Here is a 16,602-nt window from a genome sequence, read left to right as displayed (position 1 = left end):
GTAAAAGGGTCGTAGTTTTGGCGATGAGGCACTGCTTCACGGGGCGCGATGGACTTTGGAGTGTAGGAACTACAAAGGTCGGAACGCCCCGTTTTTATGCCCCAATTTTAGTAGGGTAGAGTGGGCCGCGCCTACCCCGGTTCAACTCGCTGTTGCCGAAGCGACGAATGAGGCGGATGAACCGTCGGGCCGGCCGATGAATGGTTGTGGTGAAACGCCGTGGGCCGGCAGGCAGCTTTAGATTTGCTCTATGGCAGCCCTGGACAGCATCCCCCGAAAAAACCCGGATTAAACTTCCTGGTTCTCACTCACGCACTCCTGCCATTTCGCGCTGTCCACGCCCTTCACCAGCAGCCACAAACACCAGGATAATTCGCCCACCAGGCACGGCAGCAGCGCGGCGGGCAGGAGTTTGCCGGCCAGGACCGGGGCAAAAAGCGCCGCCCAGCAGGCCACCAGGTAACACGCGCCCGCCGCTTGCATCAGCACCCCTATAACCCTGGGGAAATAACCCGACTTAAAGAGCAGATACCCATTCACCAGGCAGGTGAAGCCAAAAAACAGCAGGGCAATATTGAAGGAAATCTCGTGCGACTTCAGCGCGAGGTTCGCCAGCATCGGCACCTGCTGGGGCCCAAATACGTGCTGGTACTGGGCACTTTCCAACGTGGGCAGCACCAGCAGCAGAAACACTTTGCTCACGGCCTCCACCGCCAGGGAAACCAGATTGAAGAACAAGGCCAGCAACACCAGATTTTTGCTCACGGGCCGGAGCAGCAGGTACTCAATCCACAGCAGGGGAACGGCACACAGCACGACAAGCACATTGCCCGCGACCCCGACCTGCCAGAGCATTGGCGAGGCCAGAATATTGCGCGCCGTGGCGGCCGCGTTGCCCCCCACGATAAGCTTGTTGATGATAAACCCCTCCGCAAAAGCCCCAGACAGGATAATGACGAGGTAGAGCGCGCCGCCGAGGCGGGCGTAGCCCAGGGGCGCGGTTTCAATCGAACGAATAGCCATTGCAGAATAGCGCTGCCTGAATACCAACGCCGGACGAATGTAGCGCGCTTATCCTCCGCCGCATCACCCGCGGTTGAGGGCTGATTTTTTTGGGAACCAGGCTTCGGATTGTAATTAGCAGCTATAGATGTTGGACCGCGCTTTTACCCAAAGCCCTGACCTGAATAACGGTAACTGCCATCCCCTACTTTGCGTACTTGCGCGAGGCCGAAAAAGCACGAACTTTGCCGGCCAGCGCCCACAAGCCCTTCCCTACCCAGCCTTCATCACGGCTTCACCCCTAGCCGCCAGTTTTGCGTCAATACTCTTCCTACATGGCTGATTCCCCTGCTTCCATCGATTACCAGGCCCTGTTTCAGGCCCTGCCGGGTGCCTACCTCCTGCTGGCTCCCGATGGCACCATCCTCAACAATTCCGACCAGCACGTGGCCGTGTCGCTGCTGCCCCGCGAGCAGGCGGTGGGCCGCTACATTTTCGATGCCTTCCCCGGCGACCCCCAAAGCCAGGCCAACCTGCTGGACTCGCACGACGCGGTGCGGCGCACCCTGCGGGCCCACGTGATGCCGCTGCTGCGCTACGACATTGCGCGGCCCGCCGCGCTGGGCGGCGGCACCGAGGAGCGGTACTGGCAGATTACGCACCAACCCCAGCTCGACGCCCGCGGCGAGCTTCAGTACATCCTGCAAATGTCGGAGGACGTGACCGAAGCCACGCTGGCCGCCCGGCACGCCGCCGAGGTGCAGCGCGCCCTCAACGAGGCCAACGAGCGCAACCGCTTTATCCTCCAAAGCCTGCCCCTGATGGTGTGGACGACCCGCCCCGACGGCTGGGCCGACTCCTTCAACAACCGCTGGACCGACTTCACCGGCCGCTCCCTGGCCGATACCCTGGGCGGGGGCTGGGTGGCCGACCTGCACCCCGACGACGTGGCTCCCACCACCGCCCGCTGGGAAGCCGCCCGCCAGCACAGCACTTCCTACCAGGCCGAGTACCGCATGCGGCGGCACGATGGCAGCTACCGCTGGCACCTGGCCACGGGCGTACCGCGCCTCGGCCCCGACGGCCAGATTCAGATGTGGGTGGGCTGCAATGCCGACATTCACGAGCAGAAGCTCATGGTAGAAGAGCTGCTGGAAGCCAACGAGCAGCAGGCCCTGCTCTCGGACCAGGCCTACGAACAGTACCAGCGGGCCCAGCAGCAGCGCCAACTCCTGCTGGACCTTTTTGCCGACGCCCCGGCCATGATTAGCGTGGTGCGCGGCCCCGAACACCGCTATGAGTTTGCCAACACCCGCTTCCGGGAGTCGGTGGGCCAGCAAGACCTGGTGGGTAAAACCGTGGCCGAGGTGTTTCCCGAAGTCGTGAGCCAGGGCATCATCGCGATTCTCGACGGCGTGTTTCGCACCGGTGAGCCCATGATGGGTAACGAGCTGTTGGTACAGCTGGCCGGCCCCGACGGCCAGCTGCGCGACTGCTACTTCAACTTCTCCTACCAGCGCTTCGAGGAAAACGGCCAGCCGGCCGGCATCACGGCCTACGCCTACGACGTGACGGAGCTGGTGCTCACCCGCCAGACCCTGGAGCAGCTTCGCGGCCGGCCCACCAACGCCCCCGACAGCAGCCTGGCTTCCTGAGCAAAGCGTACCTTCGCTTCCCTATCTACCCTGCTTTTTGTAGTTCCCGGCATGCCTCTCTCCCCTTTCGACTTTCAGCAGGCCCGCGTGAAACAGGTGCTCTTCAAGTCGCGGCTGCGCTCGGTGCTTTACGGGGTGCGCGAGGCCGAGCCGGCCCTGTTTGCCTACGCCGAAAACCCGCTGGCCCAGTGGATACAAACGGTGCTGAAACCCGAGTTCGGCACCCTGGCCACGGTGCGCGAGCTGGAAAGTACGCTTCAGCAAATGCTGCGTACCGGCCAGGACCTGGCCACCCGCTACCAGCGCGGCCTTATTGAGGAAGCCCGCGCCGGCCTCGACCAAATCAATGCCTTTGCCGACCAGATTGAGCGTCAACTACTTGCCCTGGAAAGCAGCTTGTAATGTAGCGCGGACTTTGTAGTCCGCGTCCCCACGCCCGTGGATGGCTTTGACGGCGCAGGGACGCGGACTCCAAAGTCCGCGCTACATCGCCAGCGTCGCCGGAACGAAGGCCCTGGGTAACGGCACCCTACAAGTTAAACAGCGCGGCGGCGTTGCGCGTCGTGGCCTCGGCTACTTCGGCCGCGTCTTTGCCCAGCAGCTCGGCCACGCGGCGAAGTATCAGGGGCAGGTAGGCTGGCTCATTGCGCTTGCCCCGGTGCGGCACGGGGGCCAGGTAGGGGCAGTCGGTTTCCAGCAGCAAATGCTCCAGCCCGATGCCGGGCAACACCTTATCGGCCCCGCCATTTTTGAAGGTAGCCACGCCGCCAATTCCCAGCATAAACCCCAGCTTGATGGCCTGCTCGGCCTCCGCCGGCGTGCCCGAAAAGCAGTGGAATACCCCGCGCAGCTTGCCATCCTGCGCGGCTTCCACCAGGGCCACCGTTTCGGCAAAGGCCTCGCGGGTGTGCAGCACAATGGGCAGCTGGTGCTTCTTGGCCATTTCCAGCTGAATTTTCAGGGCTTCCTGCTGCTCGCCCAGCAGGGTTTTGTTCCAGTGCAAGTCGAGGCCGGCCTCGCCCACGGCGGCAAAGGGGCGGCGGCCCAGCCAGGTTTCCACCTCGTACAAATCCTGCTCGAAGCTGCGCGTGACTGAGCACGGGTGCAGGCCCATCATCGCAAAGCAGGTTTCCGGAGCTGCCGCTTCCAATTCCAGCATCGCATCGATGGAAGAATGGTCCACGTTGGGCATCACGATGGTGCGCACGCCCGCTTCCTGGGCCCGGCGCAGGGCATCGAGCCGGTCGGGCTTGAATTGTTCAGAGTAGAGATGGGCGTGGGAATCGGTAATGTGCATTTTCAGTTAACAGTTAGCAGTGAACAGCGAGTAGTTAGTCATCGGAAAATAGTAGAACGACGAGCTGGAACGAGCTGGCCGCAGTTTAGCGCGCAGCGCGTAACTGCTGGCCGATACGTAACGTGAGTCTGTGACTCACGGCAGTGCAGCCGCCACCTACGCCTGCTTCGCTCACCAGATTACCGCTACCCATTAGCGAGTTACAAACTCGCATTACGGGGTAGCCAGCAGTTACGCGCAGACGCGCGCCAGCCTTACTTTTATTCATAGCGCCGCCCTTTCCAAACCACGGCCCCACCAAACAGCTGGAACCCCAGAATGGCTCCGGTGAGCGCCAGCGTGTAGAGCTCGAACAGCGGCAGCAGCCACCAACGCAGCCGCAGCCCCGCCCGGCGATGCGCGAAATGCGCCAGCACGCCCTGCACCACCATTTTCGCCCCCCACACGCCCAGCGCAGCCCCTGCCCCGGCCACCCACCCCACGCCCAGCAGCGCCGGCCAGAAACCACTGAAAAACAGCAGCTCCAGCCGCAGGCGCAACGGCAGCCCCGCCACCCCGCGCAGCCACCGCTGGCGCTGGCGCAGCAAGGCCGCCCAGGTAGGCATCGGCAGCGAATCAGCCCGGATTTCCGCCGCAAACACCTGTCGGAACCCGAACCCTGCCGCCAGCACAGCTTGGAACAGGGCGAAATCCTCGGTCACGGAAAACGGCAGCGCCTCGTAACCGCCAGTGGCCTCGTAGGCAGCGCGAGTCACGAGCATGTTGTTGCCCATGGCCGTCACGGGCCGGCCCAGGTCGCTCACCACCTGCACCATGCTCAGCGACAGCAGCCAGTCGATACCCTGCAGCTGATGAAACAGCCGTGGCCCCCGCACCGCCGTAATGCCCGTGACCGTGCCCACACCCGGCGCGGCGTGCGCCAGCAAACCCGCAATCCAGGTTCGGGGCAAGCTGATGTCGGCATCAGTGATAAAGAAAAAACCGGTGGTCGCCTGCCGGGTCAGGTGGGCCAGTACGTTGGCTTTGCCCCGCGCCTGCCCCCGCGTCTCGGTGATGGCAATAACCCGAAACTGCCCCGCGAAGCCCTGCATGGCCGCCACGGCCATGGCGGCGGTGCGGTCGGTACTACCATCATCGCCGACGAGGATTTCCAGTAATTCTTCCGGGTAATCGAGGTTCCGCAGGCTGGCCAGGCAGCGCGGCAGCGCCGTTTCTTCGTCGCGCGCCGCGATGAGGATGCTCACGCGGGGCAGCGGCGCAGGAAGCGGCCGGCCCGGCGCGGTGCCGCGCTGGCTACCAAAGCGCCAGGCCGTGTAGGCCATGCCCAACAGCCACAGCACCAGGTAAATTCCGAATAAAATCAGCCCCAGCCCACTCACAGCGTTGCGAATTGATACCCTTGTTCGGTCAGGTGCGCCAGCAGGCGCGGCAACACGAAGCGCAGCCGGGCGCTGGCCTTCTGGCTGTCGTGAAACACCAGCACATCGCCGGGCCGCACTGTGGCCAGGGCGTAGCGCAGGCAGCTTTCGGGGCTGAGACGGGGGTCGTAGTCGCGCGTCAGCACCGACCACATAATGATGCGATACTCGGCCCGCAAATCCCGCAGCAATGGCCAGGTGAGCCGGCCGTAGGGCGGACGAAAAAGGGGCCGCGGGGAACCGGAATCAACCGTCCCTTCCAACCCGGTTATTATCGCCTGGCACTCGGCTATATCGGCCAGGTAGCTGGCGCGGCCCGTGGCCCAGGCGCTGCGGTGGTGGTGGGTATGGTTGCCGAGGCGGTGGCCAGCCGCCAGGGCGGCGCGGGCAATGTCGGGGTAGCGCTCCAGGTTCTGGCCCACGCAGAAGAACGTGGCTTTGGCCTCAAATAAAGCCAGCTGCTCCAGCACCCAGGGCGTTTCGTCGGGGATGGGGCCGTCGTCGAAGGTCAGGTAGATGATGGGCGCACCGGTAGGGGCCTGGCGTGGGCCGGTCCATTCGCAGCCGGGCAGCATGGGGTGCAGCAGCCGGGGCGGGCGGGTCAGCACGGCCGCTTCGAGCCAGGCACGCATGGGCATTAAGTAGTCGTTCAATAGCGAATAGGTTGTCAGTTGCTCGTTGTCAGTTGTCTGTCCGTTTATTATTCCAAGCCCGACAACCGACAACTACTTCCCAACAACTTTTTAGGAGCGCACGATGCGCATAAACGGCACGCTGGTATCGGGCAGCGGCCCGAGCACGGTAGCCAGCGCTTCGAGGAAGGCCTCCGCCGTATTGGGGCGGCCACCGGCGGGGCCCCGGCCCAGGTGGCGGTGCACCTCGCCGGCCCACTCGCCTACCACGGTGGGCGTGCCGGCCGGGCCGCTCAGGCCCAGCGTGGCCTCCAGGGTGAAGTAGCGGGGGCGTAGTTCCTCGGCCTCGGTTTCGGCGGGCTCGTCTTCCTCCTCATACACCAAAGCCGAAAAATGGGCTTCCATCGTAGCCTGAGGGGCCGGCAGATGGAACAGCGCCGTGACGCGGCCGGCCACTTCGTGCCAACTCAGGCGCAGGCCTTTGGGGGCTACTTTATCCGCCGCGTGGATGTTTTCGGCGGCTTTGTCCCACACATAGTGCAGCAGCTCACGGGCCAGCGCCGGGTCACTCAGCTCGCGCCGCACCGACGATGGCCGCCGCCAGGCCAGCTGCGGCAGCAGCACGTGCGTAAAATTGTAGGGATGCAAGCGAGCCATAACGAAGTGCAAAAGTAACGCCGGGACGCCATGCTTTAATGAGAAGTGAGGAAGTTTGAGCCAAGCCAGCTAATCCCTCATTCCTCGTTTTTGACCATGGCTTTCGAAATGGCCTGCCACAACACCCCGGCGCTCTGGGCCCACGAAAAGCGGCGCAGGTTCTCGTGGCCCTGCGCCACCAGCGCCTGGCGTAGGGCAGCTTCGTTCCACAGCCGGGCCAGGCCCGCGGCAATGCTGTCGACGCTCCGCGGGTCTACCAACAGCGCGCCGCCCGCCCCGGCTACCTCCGGCATCGAGCTGACATTGGAGGTGAGCACCGGGCAGCCGCTGGCCTGCGCTTCTACTATCGGAATGCCAAATCCCTCGAAATAAGGCACGTACACCGTAGCGCGGGCCGCCGCGTAGAGGCCGGCCAACTCAGCATCGGCCACGCGACCCGTGAAATGCACCGCCGTTTGGTGGCGCATCTGCTGGTAGGCAGTGAGGATGGGACCGGCTTTCCAGGCCTTGCGGCCCACGATGAGCAGCTGGGCCGCGGCTACATCTGCTCCGCCGGCGGTTTTGAAAGCATCGAACGCCCGCAGCAGATTGCCCAGGTTTTTGCGCGGCTGCAAAGCTCCGACGAACAAAAAATACGGCTGCCCGTGACTGAACTGACGCCGGATTTCGCGCTGCCTTTCTGGCGACTGCGGCTGAAATAAATCAGCCGGCGCATTATAGGCCACGCTGATTTTGTCGGGCGTGATGCCGTAGGTCTGCACGATATCGGCCTTGGTGGCTTCCGACACCGCCACTAGCTGGGCCGAAGCGCGGGCGAAGCGCGGCATGAAAAAGTGGTAGTATTTGCGTTGCAGCAGGCCCACATCCAGCGGAAAATGCTCGAAGGCCAGGTCGTGCATCACCGTCACGCGGGGTACGCTGGTGTTGAGGGTCGTGAAGCCGTCGGGGCTGAGGAAGACCGACGGGCGGTGCCGGGCCAGCCACCGCGCCACCGCGCCCTCAAACCAGGCCACGAACAGGAGCGGGTGCCGCGCCGGGGGCTGCAGCACGTGCGGCACCACGTTGGGCCCCAACAGGTAGCGCGGGTCATACGCCCGGTCGAAGAGGAAGTGGAAGGTCACCTCCGGGTGCTGGGCCACCAGCCGCAGCAGCGTCTCATAGGTGAAGCGGCCAATGCCTTCGAGGTGGTCGCCGGGCAGCAGGAAACGGGTATTGACGGCAACGTGCATGGGCGAAAGTGCAGGCATTAAAATAAGCTAAACGTCATGCTGAGCGTAGTCGAAGCATCTCCACCTCAATAGCAATTCATTTACTTGCGCAGTAGAGATGCTTCGACTACGCTCAGCATGACGTTCTTTTTGGGTTGTTAACTCCCCTTCCTTCCCGGCAATAGCTGGGTGATTTCGCTACGGCGCACCAGGCCCGTGCCCAGCACAATCAGCCCAAACACCCCGGCCATGATGCCCGCTTCGAGCCACCAGCTCAGGTAGAGGCCGTATTGCAGGCCGTACCACGCGCCGCACAGCAGCCCGAAGGCCAGCAGCAGCCGCGCCAGCAGACGGCCGGGCACGCCCACGCCGGTGCGCCGCGCCACCAGCACCAGGTAACCAACGGATACGGCCGCCGCGCAAATCAGCGTATCAACCGACGCCGCCACGGCTCCGAATTTGGGCAAAAACACCAGGTTCAGGCCGATATTGAGGGAAATGCTGAGCGCCACCAGCCAGCTCACGGCGCGCTCGTGCGTGGTGCTGGTGAGCAAGGTGCTGTAGATGGCGAAGAAGGCGTGCACCAGCACGTTGACGAACAATATCTTCAAACACAGCGTCATACGGGCTACTTCGGCCGGGCTGCTGTGGCTGAACTGCCAGAACACCACCTCGCCCCGAAAAAAGATGAAGGCTACGATGAACAGCAGCGGCAGCGTCACCACCCGCTGCCCGAACCGGAGCAGCTCGCGCTGGGCGGCGGCATCGCGGGGCACGCTGGCGAATTTGGCAAAAAACAGCGGCAGTACCGTCCAGGCGTACATCATCACGGCATCGACCCAGCGGTAGGCCCCGGCGTAGTAGCCGGCCTCGGTGGGCGAAGCCAGGCGTTCGAGCATCACCATATCGATGCGCTCATTCACGCCATAGAGCAAGGTCATGAGGGCAAACGGCAGGCTGGCGCGCAGGGCCGTGCGGGCCACGGGGCCCCGCCAACGGTACTTCACGCGGCCAAACAGCCGCGTCATCAGCCCATATAATAGCACCGTGGTGAAAACGGCCGCGCCCAGCCGTGCGCCCACGTAGCGCGGCAGCGTGAGGCCCACTGGCAGGAGCACGAGCACGGCCCCGAGCAGCAGGAATTTCTCCACCACCGAGAGCACGGCATCGGTGTTGAATTTTTGGTGCGCCTGGAGGGTACCGCGCAAAAACTGCCCGTACTGGGCCAGCAGCAGCGCCGCGCCCACGGCCATGAGCAGCAGCAGCTCGGAATCGCGGTAGCCCAGCGCCCAGCCCACTATCAGCATGGCCGCCAGGGCCACGAAGTTGAGGGCCCCGCGCAGGGGCAGCAGCGTGGGAAAGGTGTCGGCCATGAAGCCGGGCTGGGCGGCCACGCGCTGCACGGAGTAGGGCGTGAGGCCCAAATCGGAGAGGGCGGCCACCACCAGGGTGAGTGCCGAGAGGGCCGTGATGAGGCCAAACGTGGCGTGTCCGAGCCGGTCCTGCACCAGGTTTTCGACCACCACCCAGCCGGGTTTCACCAGCAGGTTGAGCAGGACGACGAAGCTGATATTGCCAAAAAACCGTTTGATGCTGCCGAGGGGGATAAATCAGAATACAAAAATCCGGGCCGCGCCCCGGATTCGCAAAGCTACGCACCGCGCCGGGGCAGTGGCTACGGCAGCGGTATCGGGCCATTTTCCGGCTATCTTTGCCCGCTGCCTTCCCGCGTTCCACCCCCGATTAATGCGTGCGGGCTTGGGCAGCCTTCCTCTTTGTATGTCTGCACCTTCTTTCTCGCTGGTGGGCCTGGGGCCCATTATCAACCGCTGGAAATATTTCGTGGCCGGGGCCGTTGCCTTAGCTGCCATCGTGAGTATCATCGTGGCGCTGCTGCTGCCCAACGTGTATCGCTCCACCGCTATTTTCATCCCCACCAACCCGCAAACGGCTGACCCTGACCGGTTACTGGAAGCAGGCACCCAGCCCGGCAGCAAGCTGGAGCTGGGTGGCCGGGCCGAGGATTTGGACCGCGTCATCACCATTGGCGAGTCGCAGCCGGTGGCCGAGATTATCATCAAGCAGTTCGACCTGTATAAGCACTACAAGGCCGGTGCGCCGGGCGATGATGCCACCGATAACTTCGTGCTGAGCGAGTTCAGCAGCAACCTCGGCATTGTGCACAACGAGCGCGACGCCATCGAGCTGACGTTTACCGACAAGGACAAGAAGCTGGCCGCCGCCGTGGCCAACGCCCTGGTCCACGCCATCGACTCGGTGAACCAGCAGCTGACGCTGGAAAACCGCCGCACCGTGCTCGACCTCTACCGTCAGCGGTACGAGTACCTCAGCACCAGCTTCGAGCGCAGCCGCCGCGAGCTCATTGGCGCCCGCAATCGGTACGGCATCTTCGGCCTCGAAATGCAGGGCCGCTACATGGTGAAGCAGCTCATTGAAACCGAGGCGGCCCTGCGCAAGGCCGAGGCCAGCGGCGGCGACGTGGCCGGCCTCAAGCGCAGCCTGCGCGGCCTGACCCGCGCCGACGGCGGCAACCTCATCAACCTGGAAAACTACGTGCGCGGCACCGACTCGCTGGCCATGTTCACGACCCGCGTGGCCGACCTGCAAACGCGCCTCATCTCGGCCCGCGGCGCCTACGAAACGGCCGAGCTAAGCATCAAGGGCCGGATTTCGAGCGTGTATCTGGTGCAGAAAGCGTACCCGGCCACCAAGAAGTTCAAGCCCGTGCGCTCGCTCATCGTGCTGGGTTCGGTGCTGCTCACCCTGGCGCTGTCGGTGGTGTTCATCGCCCTGCTGGAGCTGTACCGCCACAACCGGCCCGGGGCCGTGCGCCCGGCGTGAACCCGCCCGTAACCGACCGGCTCCAACGCCTCCTGCGTGGCTTCGATGGCCCGCAGCTCCTGTTTATGGGGTTTGTGGGGCTGTTGCTAATTGGCGGAGCCGCGGCGGCCCTCACCCAGCTGCCGGCCCTGCTGCTGCCGGGCCTGCTGGCCGTGGGGGTGCTGGTGGCGGTGATAGAATGGCGCTGGCTCTACTACCTGCTGTTTTTCCTGCTGCCTTTCACCGAAGAAATCAGCCTGTTTGGCGGGCTGAGCATGGATGTGCCCTCCGAGCCGCTCATGCTGGCCCTCACCGCCTGCGTGGCCGGCACCCTGATGCTGGGCGCGGGCCGCCTGCCGCGCCGCGAGTGGCTACACCCACTGGTAATAGTGCTGGGTCTGATGCTGCTCTGGACGGCCGTGGACTCCGCTTTTTCAGTTGATACCACCAAGTCTATCAAGTTCTTACTAGCGAAGGCCTGGTACATCACGCCGTTTTTGCTTGGTACGCTGCTAATCGTGCGCCGGCCCAATGACACCTGGCGATTTGCGGCTTTTTATACCGTAGGAGCTTGCTTGAGCGTGCTGTACGTGGCCAGCCGCCACGCCACTAAGGGCTTTAGCTTCGAGCAGATTAACTGGGCGCTGCACCCGTTTTTTCGCAACCACGTTATTTATGCTACCATGCTGGCGCTGCTGGTGCCGTTTGCGTGGTTCGCGATGAAGGCTACCCGTAATATGGGCGCTCGCCTGGCGTGGCGGGTGGCGCTGGGGCTGCTGTTGTTTGGGCTGCTCACGTCCTACACGCGGGCTTCCATCGTGTCGCTGCCGCTGGCGGGCCTGTTTTACCTGGCCATGCGCCTGCGCCTCACCAAAGCGCTGCTGCTGACCGTGGCGCTGGGCACCACCCTGGCCGTGACCTACGAGGTGAGCGGCGACAACTACATGGAGTTGGCCCCCAACTACGAGCGCACGGTTTTCAACGGCAAGAACTTCGAGAAGCACCTCGAAGCCACCTACAAAATGCAGGACGTATCGGGCATGGAGCGGGTGTACCGCTGGGTAGCCGCCGCCCGCATGATAGCCGAAAAGCCGCTGGTGGGCAGCGGCGCGGCCACCTTCTACCCCGAATACAAGCGCTACACGCTCAAGAGCTTCCGCACCTACGTGAGCGACAACCCGGAGAAATCAACCACCCACAACTACTTTTTGCTGCAATTGGCCGAACAGGGCATTCCCGGTTTTCTGCTGTTCGTGAGTCTGATTGCCACGACTCTGCTGCTGGCCGAACGCCTCTATCACCGCTCCCAACAGCGGCCGGAGGTGCGGCGCGTGGTGCTGGCGGCCACGCTGTCCTTCGTGGTCATCGTGTTTCACCTCACGCTCAATGAGCTGGTGGAAGTTGATAAAATCGGGCCGGTGTTTTTCATCTGCCTGGCCCTGTTGGTGCGGGCTGAGTCGTGGCTAGCGGAGGAACCAGTGAGCAGTGAGCAGTGAGCAGTGAGCAGTGAGCAGAAGAACGTCATGCTGAGCGCAGCCGAAGCATCTCTACCTCAATAGTAAATAGTTAGTATTGAGGCAGAGATGCTTCGGCTGCGCTCAGCATGACAAATAGCGCGGTAGAGATGCTTCGGCGGGCTCAGCATGACGTTCTATTTCGTTCGCCTTCGCCTCCCCTACTTAAACCGGCAGCTGAGAATCGTTACATCATCCGCAAACTGCTCGTTGTGGTCACTGAAGGCGTTGATGCTGCTCATGAGCTCCTGGTGCAGCTTGGGCAGCGGCAGGTAGCGGCTGCGCTGCAACACGCTCAGCACGCCTTCTTCGCCGAACTCGTTACTGTCGGCATCAAACACCTCGGTCAGGCCGTCGGTGTAGAGCAGCAGCAGGGACCGCGGCGAAATTTCGACCCGCCCCACGCGCAGCAGCGGCAGGTCTTCCATGATGCCGAGCATCACGGTGCCGTCTTTCAGGGGCTGCACCGTGCCGTTGTCGGCCAGCAGCAGCGGGTCGTTGTGGCCGGCATTCACGTAGTGGAGCACGCGGGTGCGCCGGTCGTAAATGCCCAGGAAAGCGGTGATAAATTTCTCTCCGCCTGAGTTGCGGAACAGCAGGTGGTTGAGCTCGGGCACGATGGTGGCCAGCTCCACGCCTTGGCGCAGCAGCGTGCGCAGCCCGGCCTGGAAGTTCGACATCAGCAGCGAGGCGGGCACGCCTTTGCCGCTCACATCGGCCACGCACAGCAGCAGGCGGTCGTCGTCGATGTCGACCACGTCGTAGTAGTCGCCGCCGATTTCGGTGTGGGGCACGTAGGTGCGCTCCATGGCCAGGTGGGCGTCGTTGGGCAGCTTGCGCGGGAAAAGCATGGCCTGCACTTCCTGGGCAATTTCGATTTCCTTGCGCACGGCGGCATCAGCCACGCGCTGGGCCTGGAGGCGGCGGTTTTCCACGGCTCCCACCAGCGTGTTGGCCAGCGAGCTGAGGAAGGGAATGAGCTGCTGCCGGTCGAAATCGCTGCGCAGCCCGCCCACAAATACGTAGGCCGCCACCTGCTTTTGGCGCAGAATGGGGATGACCAGCTCGTACCGGTCCCAGCCCGGGTCGAGGTGCAGGTCTTCCACGGCCTGGGGCTGGGTTACACCGCCTTCCAGCAGCAGCGGGGTCATGACCAGCTTTTCGGCCTGGGCCAGGTCGGTGCCCAGCGCCAGGCGGGCTCGAAACTCATTGCCTTCGCGGGCCACCAGCAACAGCTGCACCACGTTGCGCTGGCCCTGCAGGGTGAGGCGCAGCATGTGGTAGAGCTCGTCCACGGAATGGTCGCGGGCCGTCATGTCGTGGGCCATGCCCAGCACGGTATCCAGCTCGAACTGCTTGAGCAGCAGCTGCCGCTTGAGCAGTTTAATCTGCTCGTCGCGCACGGTTACCGGCTCGCCGGCGGGCTCGACTACGGACTCGGCAGAAAATTGAGGGACGGCGTATGCCATATAGCAAGATACAAATTATCGTGCAGACGCGCACGGGGCGTTGCAAACTTAACCCATCACGGGGGTTTTGGGGTCGTAGGCGTCGCGCAAGCCGTTGCCGAGCAGATTAAAGCTGAGCACGAGCAGCGAAATGGCAATACCCGGCAGCAGTGTGAGCCACAGGCCGGCCTCGGTGCCGAGCAGGTCGTAGCCTTCCTTCACCATCAGGCCCCAGCTGGGCGCGGGCGGCTGCACGCCCAGCCCCAGGAAGCTCAAACCGGCTTCGAGCAGAATAGCGGCGGCAAAATTGCTGGTGGCCAGCACGATGAGCGGGCCGCGCATATTGGGCAGCAGGTGCCGGGCAATGAGGCGGGCGGTGGGCAGCCCCAGCACCCGGCCGGCCTCCACGAAGGTGGCCGAGCGCAGGCTGAGCATCTGGCCGCGCACCACCCGGGCCACATCGACCCACATGGTAAGGCCCACGGCTACGAAGCTGACCCACACGCCTTTGCTATCCAGCGCCAGCGAAATGGCAATGACTAACATGATGCCCGGAATGCTCCACACCACGGTCATCACCCCAAGCAAGACCGAATCGACCCAACCACCGAAATAGCCGGCCACGGCCCCCACGGCCATGCCCAGCACCACCGAAATGAGCACCGCCACCAGCCCAATGCCCAGCGAAATGCGCGTGCCCAGCAGAAGCCGGCTCAGCTCGTCGCGTCCGGCCTTGTCGGTACCCAGGAGGTAGGAACGGTTGACGAGGTGCTCGTCGCGCACCAGGCGCTGTAGCTCGGCGCGGGGGCCGGAGTGGCCTACCACGGTGGTCAGGGCCAGTCGCCGCAGCCGGCCGGCCTCGGCCGAGTGCTCGCCCAAGGGCTTGAGGATGATGGAATCACCGGCAAACTGGTAGCCGCCGATGGGCGTTTCCTGCACGGCGGGCTCGCGGCCGCGCAGCCAAGTGGTCAGCAGGTTATCGGCAGCCATGCCAAAACGGGCCGAATCCGGCAGCGGCTGGCGCAGCAGCAGCACGCGCAGGCCGGGCCGCTCCTTCTGAATCTGCACGAAGCCGTGGTTGGCGTTGGGCGAATTATCTGGCAGCACCCAGTAGCCCAGCAGTGCAATCAGCGTGCAGAGGGCGATAAAGGCCAGGCCGGCCACGGCGGGCCGGTTTTGCCACAGGCGCTGGCGCACGTAGTAGCCGGGCGGGCGGGCGGCCGCACTCACGGGGCCTGGGGCTATCGGCGCGGCGCTCGAAACTGCCGTGGCCACCGTTAGCGGGTGTTGTGCTGCAACAGGCCTTCCTTGGAAGCCAGGTAGGAGGCATCGCGGGCAATGGCCCCGAAGGAGGTAGTTTCGTAGGCCAGCTCGGTGTCCGGGTCGGGCCAGTAGCTGCGGATGAGGCCCTGCTCCAGCAAGGTGCGGAGCTGGTTTTCCAGCTCGGGCGCGGGCAGGCCGGTTTTCTGGAGCAGCGCGCGAAACGGGGTAACGAAGTACAGCTCGTCGAGCAGGTCGAATTCGGGGTCAGTCACGGGGGGAAGTTGGGCGTGAGGAGGTAGTGCGGCAAATGTAAGCCGGGGAGCGGCTTTACCCCCAGCAACTGGAAGAACTGCAAAATTTGGCGGTGGTCCAAAGAAGGGTGGAATGTTAATTTAAGCAGGTTATACTTAGCTGTTAATGACTATTGGTTAATAACTTGCAAAGAAATTTAATTTGTTTGACCAATTGCTTGTTACCCTACTTTGGACCACCGCCTCGGCGATATCTAATCCGTTACCCCCGCACCGCCCGCCCCTTCCACTCGTAGCCGCCACGCCAACCCGCCGCCCCCACCGCTAGCGCATACGGCGCGTACAGCAACTGTAGCGGCACCAGCCCCAACAGCCACTTTCGCTGCCCGAAGAAGTCCAGCACCGGCCCCAGAAACCAGGCATCCGCGCCGAGCTTAATGACCCAGGAAGCTGCAACCCAAGGCCAGAGGCCGGGCCAAAACAAGGCCGCCGCAACACCCGCTGCCAGCGCTACGTTGGCTCCCAGCACCAGCAGGGCCAGGCGGCGCGGGGCGGGGCTGTGGTAGTGCCGCCACTTGCTGGCCCAGCGCACCCGCTGCCGCAGCAGCGCCCGCAGCGTGGGGGGCGCGGCCGTGCGGGCAATGGCCGCCGCATCGGCCAGGAAATGCGCCGTGCCGGGGAAGGCCGCGTGGATTTTATGCAGCAGAAACTCGTCGTCGCCGCTGGCGAGGTGAGCGTTGTCGGCGTAGCCCCCCACGGCCTCGAAGGAGGCGCGGCGGTAGGCCAGGTTGGCCCCGTTGCACATGGTGGGCTGCTGGTGGGCCAGGCAGGCCGCGCCCACTCCAACCAGGCCCGCAAACTCCAGGCCCATGAGCGTGGTGAAAAACGTATTAGGGCCGGTAAGCAGCACCGGGCCGCTGATGAAATTGGCCTGCGGCTGCCGGGCCAAGTGCGCCGCGTAGGCGGCCAGCCAGCCGGGGCCGAGGCGGCAATCGGCGTCGGTGCATACCAGCCAGGGGGCGCGGGCGGCTTGCAGGGCGGCTTGCAGGGCGGCTTTCTTGCCGGTTTGGTCGGCGGAAAGGGAAATCAGGCGGAGGGCGAAACCGGTTTCTGCAGCTGCCGCCGCTACTACAGCGGCGGTGGTGTCGGTGGAGTGGTCGTCGGCGATGAGGACTTCAAAGCGGGCGGCGGGCAACGTTTGGGCGGCGAGGTCGCGCAAGAGCTGGGGCAGGCTTTCGGCTTCGTTGCGGGCGGCGATGAGGACGGAGAAGAGGGGAACGTCTTTCAACGTAACCTCACCCCCCCAGCCCCCCTCTCCCGCGGAGAGGGGGGAGCTAGTTACTGGTTTTAGCTTTTTTTCCCTGCTTGAGATATTGCTAATTGTAGAACTGGCTCCCCCCTCTCCGCGGGAGAGGG

At 63.8% G+C, this 16,602-nt stretch carries 15 protein-coding genes; 4 read left to right on the top strand and 11 right to left on the bottom strand.

What is annotated here, in order from left to right; genetic code table 11:
* Nucleotides 1-288 precede the first annotated feature (288 nt).
* Nucleotides 289-1,023 carry a DUF4386 domain-containing protein gene (locus tag ABD819_RS15820; RefSeq protein ID WP_345125827.1) on the bottom strand — a complete coding sequence of 245 codons (735 nt, stop codon included), beginning with the start codon at nt 1,021-1,023 and terminating at the stop codon, nt 289-291.
* Nucleotides 1,024-1,337: 314 nt separating this feature from the next.
* On the opposite strand from ABD819_RS15820, the gene ABD819_RS15815 reads away from it, so the two are divergent.
* Together ABD819_RS15815 and ABD819_RS15810 are read left to right on the top strand one after the other, a co-directional pair.
* Nucleotides 1,338-2,657 carry a PAS domain-containing protein gene (locus tag ABD819_RS15815; RefSeq protein ID WP_345125826.1) on the top strand — a complete coding sequence of 440 codons (1,320 nt, stop codon included), beginning with the start codon at nt 1,338-1,340 and terminating at the stop codon, nt 2,655-2,657.
* 51 nt (nt 2,658-2,708) lie between these two features.
* Nucleotides 2,709-3,059, top strand: a complete 351-nt coding sequence (locus ABD819_RS15810) for a hypothetical protein (RefSeq protein ID WP_345125825.1) — start codon at nt 2,709-2,711, stop codon at nt 3,057-3,059.
* 127 nt (nt 3,060-3,186) lie between these two features.
* Here ABD819_RS15810 and ABD819_RS15805 read toward each other — a convergent pair whose 3' ends face one another.
* The 6 genes from ABD819_RS15805 to ABD819_RS15780 form a co-directional block, all read right to left on the bottom strand.
* Nucleotides 3,187-3,954: a TatD family hydrolase gene (locus tag ABD819_RS15805; protein ID WP_345125823.1), complete on the bottom strand. Its 768-nt coding sequence runs from the start codon at nt 3,952-3,954 to the stop codon at nt 3,187-3,189.
* Nucleotides 3,955-4,214: 260 nt separating this feature from the next.
* Nucleotides 4,215-5,294 carry a glycosyltransferase gene (locus ABD819_RS15800; RefSeq protein WP_345125821.1) on the bottom strand — a complete coding sequence of 360 codons (1,080 nt, stop codon included), beginning with the start codon at nt 5,292-5,294 and terminating at the stop codon, nt 4,215-4,217.
* A gap of 35 nt (nt 5,295-5,329) precedes the next feature.
* On the bottom strand, nt 5,330-6,025 hold the full coding sequence (locus ABD819_RS15795; protein WP_345125820.1) for a polysaccharide deacetylase family protein: 696 nt from the start codon (nt 6,023-6,025) through the stop codon (nt 5,330-5,332).
* A 90-nt stretch (nt 6,026-6,115) separates the two neighbouring features.
* Nucleotides 6,116-6,661 (bottom strand): hypothetical protein, encoded by a 546-nt coding sequence (locus ABD819_RS15790; protein WP_345125819.1) that lies wholly within the window; start codon nt 6,659-6,661, stop codon nt 6,116-6,118.
* A gap of 77 nt (nt 6,662-6,738) precedes the next feature.
* The gene (locus ABD819_RS15785) at nt 6,739-7,890 is read right to left on the bottom strand and encodes a glycosyltransferase family 4 protein (RefSeq protein WP_345125818.1); all 1,152 of its coding nucleotides are present in this window, start codon (nt 7,888-7,890) and stop codon (nt 6,739-6,741) included.
* Nucleotides 7,891-8,027: 137 nt separating this feature from the next.
* The gene (locus ABD819_RS15780; RefSeq protein WP_345125828.1) at nt 8,028-9,440 is read right to left on the bottom strand and encodes an oligosaccharide flippase family protein; all 1,413 of its coding nucleotides are present in this window, start codon (nt 9,438-9,440) and stop codon (nt 8,028-8,030) included.
* Nucleotides 9,441-9,648: 208 nt separating this feature from the next.
* Here ABD819_RS15780 and ABD819_RS15775 point away from each other — a divergent pair, with 208 nt between their 5' ends.
* Both ABD819_RS15775 and ABD819_RS15770 read left to right on the top strand, forming a co-directional pair.
* The gene (locus tag ABD819_RS15775) at nt 9,649-10,731 is read left to right on the top strand and encodes a GumC domain-containing protein (protein WP_345125817.1); all 1,083 of its coding nucleotides are present in this window, start codon (nt 9,649-9,651) and stop codon (nt 10,729-10,731) included.
* Complete coding sequence (locus ABD819_RS15770) at nt 10,728-12,206, top strand: O-antigen ligase family protein (RefSeq protein WP_345125816.1); 1,479 nt, start codon at nt 10,728-10,730, stop codon at nt 12,204-12,206. Before ABD819_RS15775 ends, ABD819_RS15770 begins: the two co-directional genes overlap by 4 nt.
* 179 nt (nt 12,207-12,385) lie before the next feature.
* On the opposite strand, the gene ABD819_RS15765 is transcribed toward ABD819_RS15770, so the two are convergent.
* The 4 genes from ABD819_RS15765 to ABD819_RS15750 all read right to left on the bottom strand — a co-directional run bounded on the left by ABD819_RS15765 (nt 12,386) and on the right by ABD819_RS15750 (nt 16,474).
* Nucleotides 12,386-13,693: a PP2C family protein-serine/threonine phosphatase gene (locus ABD819_RS15765; RefSeq protein ID WP_345125814.1), complete on the bottom strand. Its 1,308-nt coding sequence runs from the start codon at nt 13,691-13,693 to the stop codon at nt 12,386-12,388.
* A gap of 48 nt (nt 13,694-13,741) precedes the next feature.
* The gene (locus ABD819_RS15760; protein ID WP_345125813.1) at nt 13,742-14,947 is read right to left on the bottom strand and encodes an ABC transporter permease; all 1,206 of its coding nucleotides are present in this window, start codon (nt 14,945-14,947) and stop codon (nt 13,742-13,744) included.
* A 2-nt stretch (nt 14,948-14,949) separates the two neighbouring features.
* A complete protein-coding gene (locus tag ABD819_RS15755) occupies nt 14,950-15,207 on the bottom strand; it encodes a hypothetical protein (protein ID WP_345125812.1) in 258 nt (85 codons plus the stop codon).
* Between the two features lie 241 nt (nt 15,208-15,448).
* A complete protein-coding gene (locus ABD819_RS15750) occupies nt 15,449-16,474 on the bottom strand; it encodes a glycosyltransferase (protein WP_345125810.1) in 1,026 nt (341 codons plus the stop codon).
* Nucleotides 16,475-16,602 lie beyond the last annotated feature (128 nt).

The organism is Hymenobacter antarcticus (genome assembly GCF_039539545.1).
Lineage (GTDB): Bacteria > Bacteroidota > Bacteroidia > Cytophagales > Hymenobacteraceae > Hymenobacter > Hymenobacter antarcticus.
The sequence above is the reverse complement of the archived record's forward strand: the minus strand, read 5'-3'. Positions and strand labels throughout refer to the sequence as shown.